This is a genomic window from Stenotrophomonas sp. 05L414_2 (genome assembly GCF_056397905.1).
Genome location: NZ_JBFTOJ010000239.1, coordinates 1 through 4,747 on the forward strand (window position 1 = coordinate 1; position 4,747 = coordinate 4,747).

4 protein-coding genes are annotated in these 4,747 nt (G+C 68.9%); 2 read left to right on the forward strand and 2 right to left on the reverse strand.

Annotated elements, in window-relative coordinates:
- Positions 1-295 precede the first annotated feature (295 nt).
- Together AC1DJN_RS20735 and AC1DJN_RS20740 are read right to left on the reverse strand one after the other, a co-directional pair.
- On the reverse strand, positions 296-949 hold the full coding sequence (locus AC1DJN_RS20735; protein WP_442251866.1) for a response regulator: 654 nt from the start codon (positions 947-949) through the stop codon (positions 296-298).
- Positions 942-3,965: a sensor histidine kinase gene (locus AC1DJN_RS20740; protein WP_442251865.1), complete on the reverse strand. Its 3,024-nt coding sequence runs from the start codon at positions 3,963-3,965 to the stop codon at positions 942-944. The genes AC1DJN_RS20735 and AC1DJN_RS20740 overlap by 8 nt, the downstream gene beginning before the upstream one ends.
- 104 nt (positions 3,966-4,069) lie before the next feature.
- On the opposite strand from AC1DJN_RS20740, the gene AC1DJN_RS20745 reads away from it, so the two are divergent.
- Together AC1DJN_RS20745 and AC1DJN_RS20750 are read left to right on the forward strand one after the other, a co-directional pair.
- On the forward strand, positions 4,070-4,402 hold the full coding sequence (locus AC1DJN_RS20745) for a hypothetical protein (protein ID WP_032975282.1): 333 nt from the start codon (positions 4,070-4,072) through the stop codon (positions 4,400-4,402).
- 78 nt (positions 4,403-4,480) lie between these two features.
- On the forward strand, positions 4,481-4,747 hold a 267-nt coding region (locus tag AC1DJN_RS20750), incomplete at its 3' end, for a helix-turn-helix domain-containing protein (protein WP_478040041.1).

Here is a 4,747-nt window from a genome sequence, read left to right on the forward strand (position 1 = left end):
GTTGCGCCCGGCACCCGCAGAGGCCGAAGCAACAGCAACAGCCGAAGCAACAGCAACAGCAACAGCAAAAGCCTGCATTCCTTGGGATGGCGGGGAGGGGACAGATGGCGGGGGCGTGAGCGCCATGGATGGCGCGACCGAGCTTACATGGACGTACTTGCAGCGTCCCCCGCCATCTGTCCCCTCCCCGCCATCCCAAGGAATGCAGGCTTTTGCTGTTGCTGTTGCTGTTGCTTCGGCTGTTGCTGTTGCTTCGGCCTCTGCGGGTGCCGGGCGCAACCCGGCCGAAGCCCCTTCACTCCTGACCGGTGTCATCCAGGCTGATGATTCCGCGACGCAGTGCCTGGGTTACTGCGTGCGTCCGGTCGCCAACGCCCAGTTTTTCCATCAGGCTCTTCATGTGTGCCTTCACCGTCTGCTCGGAAATCTGCATGCGTTCGCCGATGCGCTTGTTCGACAGGCCGCCGGCCACGTGGCGCAGCACTTCGGTTTCGCGTGGCGACAGCCGGTCTTCCACCACGTGCGCGGCGATGCTGGCCGCCACTTCCGCCGGGATCGGTGCGCGGCGGCCACTGGCCACGGTGCGGATGGTGGCCACCAGTTCGTGGCGCAGCATGTCCTTCAGCAGGTAGGCGCTGGCACCGGCCTGCAGCGCGCGCACGGCGCGCACGTCGCCGCTGTAGGTTGTCAGCACGATGATGCGTGCGCGGGGATCGATCGCGCGGATCCGCACGATTGCTTCCACGCCATCCATGCGTGGCATCTGCAGGTCCATCAGCACCACATCCGGGCGCAGCTGCTGGTAGCGGGCAAGGGCTTCCTCGCCGTCGGCTGCTTCGCCGAGCAGGCGCAGGTCGGCATGTGCGCCGAGCAGTGCGGCCAGGCCATCGCGCAACAGCGGATGGTCATCAACCACCAGCACGCCGATGGGAGGAAGGGATTCAGTCATGGGAGGTTCTGCTCCAGGGCCAACGCCAGCGCGATGGATGTCGGTGATACAAGCGACGCGCCGGCACGGACAGTGCGACTTCGGTACCCAGGCCGGGGCGTGTCCACAACTGCAGCTCCGCACCCAGCCGTTGTGCGCGCTCGCGCATGCCCTGCATGCCCCAGTGTCCGCCGCCGGCATTGTCATTGGCGATGCCGACGCCATCGTCGCGCACATGCAGCAGGAAGCAGCGCGTGCCGTAGGACAGTTCCACTTCGATGGCACTGGCCTGCGCATGCCGCAGCGCGTTGCGGATGGCCTCGCGCCCGATCAGGAACACTTCCTCGGCGGCTTCGGCCTGCAGCGGCGGCGGGGTGCCTTCCATGGTCAAACGCAGTGGATTGGTGCCTTGGCCTGCATATTCGGCATGCACGTCGGCCAGCGCAGAGGCGAGATCGCGGCCGGCAAACGGTGCGTCGCGCAGCGCGTTGACCCGTTCCCGGCCTTCGGCCAGATTGCGCTCGGCCAGCAGCATCGCCGATTCCAGCTGGGTGCGTACCGGCTCTGGTGTCTGTGCCGACTGGCTGATGGCGTGCAGGCGCAGGATGAGTCCCTGGCTGCCCTGCAGCAGGGTGTCGTGCAGATCGCGCGCAATGCGCTCGCGCTCGCCGTTGCGTTCCTGCAGGCGGGCGCGGAACAATGCCGCCAGCTGCCGGCTGCGGACCCGCACGGCCAGCGCCAGCGCAGCCATCACCACGCAGACGCACAACAGTTTGAACCAGGCGGTCTGCAGGAACGTCGGTGCGATGTGGAAGCTGCGGCTGGCTGGCGTGCTGCTCCAGATGCCATCTTCGTTGGCTGCTTCCACCTCGAAGCGGTAATGGCCCGGTGCGAGGTTGGTGTAATAGGCGCGCGTGCTCGCGCCGGCCTCCTGCCAAGCGTCGTCCACGCCGGACAGTCGGTAGCGGTAGCGGTTGCGCTCCGGCCGCGCCAGCGACAGCGCGACATAGTCGATCTGCAGCTGGGTAGTGCCGGCCGGCAGGCGCAGTCCCTCCTGCAACGGGGCCTGGGTACTGCCATACAGCACGTCACCGATGCGCACGCCAGGCGCCATGGTGTTGATGTGCGACTGCCGCGTGTCCAGCCACGCCAGGCCTTGATTGGTGGCAAGCCACAGCAGACCATCAGCCGCCAGTACCGCAGTGGGGATGGGGCCGCTCTGCAGGGCGATGCCCGGCATGCCGTCAACCGCGTCGAACAGGCGGGGGGCTATCGCCTGTTCGTTGCGCAGCGCGCTGCGCAGGGTGGCAACCTGCAACCGCACCAGGCCGCGGCTGCCATTGAGCCAGAGCAGCCCGTTCGCATCGGCGACCATGCCGGTGATGCCTTCCAGCACGCCGGCCATGTCGGTGCGCACCGGCAGGAAGCGGCCGTTGCCGAAACGCGCGGCCAGGCCGGCCTCGCCGGCGACCAGCAGCAGATCCTTGTGCTGGAGCAACGCGGTTACCGGGCCTACCGACAGACCTTCGGTGGCGCCGTAGGAGTTGACCGTAGCGCCGTGCAGGCGGCGCAGGGTGCCATCGGCGTAGCCCAGCAGCAGCGCACCGTCATCGGTACGCGCCAGCGACGAACAGGCCTGCTCGGGAAGCCGGGTTTCGCGACGCCAGCGGTTGTCCGTGTAGTGCAGCACCGCGCGTTCGCCGGCGCAGGCCCAGGCCTGGTCCGCATCGGCAAACAGCAGGGCGTGCAGTGGCTGCCCGGTGAACGGTGCCGGCAGCGGTATGAGGGTGGTGTGGCCGCTGACGGTACGCGCCAGATTGATCCAGTCGAACTGCCACACCGGAGTGGGTGCCTGCCGTGCCGCGGCCTGCAACTGCGCAGCGCTGCCGCCCAGCAGCGGACGCCGCAGGTCGAACAGCTTCAGGTCTTCGCCATAGCCATACACCCGGCCATCAATGGCGCGTACCAATGACCGGTACGGATCGGTAGGGCCCACGGACAAGGTCTGCACGCTGTGCGCACGGAAGCGGTTGAGGCCGAGGTTGGTGCCTACCCAGATGTTGCCTTCGCGATCGGCAAGGACCGGCACTGCCGACGTCGCGGTAAGGCCCTGCGCGGCATCGAAGCGCTCCATGCGCACAGCCTGTTGGCCGTCGAAGGTGACCCGGGCCACGCCACCGTGCGGGCTGAGCGTGGCCCACAGGGCCCCGTCGGCCGTGAACTGCAGACGCGAGGCGATCAGCCCGGGCAGCCGCCGTGCTTCACGTTCCTCGGCGGGCAACAGGCCATGCGCGTTGGCCAGCGGCGACGTGCCGCGCACGCGGTCGGCCAGCCAGACTTCGCCGCGCGGGCTCTCGACCAGCGAGGCCATCTGCGAGACCGCGATGCCGGTGGCTTCGAAGCGGGCCGCGCCAGGAGGGCGACGCCATATCTGCAGGTCCGCCAGCACCCAGAACGTGCCGTGGCGGTCCTGCAGCACCCATTGCACGCGTCTCTGCGGCAGGCCGAAGGAAGCCGGCGGCTGCTGCCAGCGACGTCCATCGAACCAGCGCAGGCCACCATTGACGGCAGCCCACAGGCGGCCGTTGCGGTCATGCGCGAAGCGGGGGACCACACCCACCGGCACGCCCTGCGGGCGGCCGAAGCTGCGCAGGCGTTCCTGCGTGAACTGGCTGATGCCTGCCTGGAAGTAGCCGATCCACAGGCCACCATCGCCGCCATCGAGGCCGAGGGTAACCATGTTGGTGGAGGGAAAACGGGTGCCTGCCGGTGCGGCCTGCCGCTCGAAACGCCGGCCGTCGAAGCGGTACAGGCCCGAACCCGTCGCCAGCCACAACATGCCCTGGCGGTCCTGGACGATATCCCAGATATCCCCCGGGGCGCCCTGGCCGACGCGCCAGGCGGTGTGCTGATAGCCGGGCATGCCATCGCTCACTGCGGGTTGCTGCACGGCGAAGACGGGCAGGGCAGTCAACAACAGCAGGCACGACAGCAGCGCCGGCAGGCGACGCAGGAAGGGGAAGGGGCGGCCACGCATGTGGTCATTCTGGCAGGTGCGGGGCAGGCCGGGGTGACCCGTTCGGGGTAGGCGTACCGCTTCGGTGTCCGCTATCACGCCGTGATGGATGACGGAGCCCGGCGATGCAGCGCTTGTATGTGATGTTCCCTGACCGCGGCCCCGGACTGGGATTGCTGTGGCTGCGCCTGTGCGTGGCAGGAGGGCTGTTGGCGGGCGGAAGCCCGGCCGGTGTGCCGGGACTGATGTGCCTGGCGGCGATCGGCCTGCTGCTGCCCGGGCTGCTGACCCCGCTGGCGGTGCTGCTGGCGGTGCCGGGGTTGTACGGGCAGGGCGCGGCGCTGCCCTGGCTGCTGCTGCCGTTGGCCCTGCTCATGCTGGGGCCGGGCGCGTATTCGCTGGATGCGCGGTTGTTCGGCCGCCGCCTGCTGCAGCGCCGGCCTCCCCCGAATGGGTGAGCGCCGGCCTCGACCGACGGGGGTAGGGCGATCGCAGCCGGCGGCACACCATGGGTGCTCCCGTCGCGGCGCTCCTTCATGGCTACCGTCCAGCCTCCTGCCCTGTCCGCAACCACGTTGGCACCGCACCAGTCGGCTGCCCTGCAGCGTGCGCTGCGCTACATCGACGAGCACCTGTCGCAGCCGCTGCGGGTGACCGAGCTGGCTGCCGTTGCCTGCGTAAGCCGGTTCCATCTGGTGCGGTTGTTCCGCATGGGTACCGGCGCCAGCCCGCTGCGCTACGTGCGCCGTCGCCGCATCGAACGCGCCACGCAGCTGCTGCCGACGGCCGCGCAGTCGATGACC

Coding starts and splice junctions, on each gene's coding strand:
- AC1DJN_RS20740 (WP_442251865.1), bottom strand. CDS start 3,965: ATGCGTGGCCGCCCCTTCCCCTTCCTGCGTCGCCTGCCGGCGCTGCTG.
- AC1DJN_RS20735 (WP_442251866.1), bottom strand. CDS start 949: ATGACTGAATCCCTTCCTCCCATCGGCGTGCTGGTGGTTGATGACCAT.
- AC1DJN_RS20745 (WP_032975282.1), top strand. CDS start 4,070: ATGCAGCGCTTGTATGTGATGTTCCCTGACCGCGGCCCCGGACTGGGA.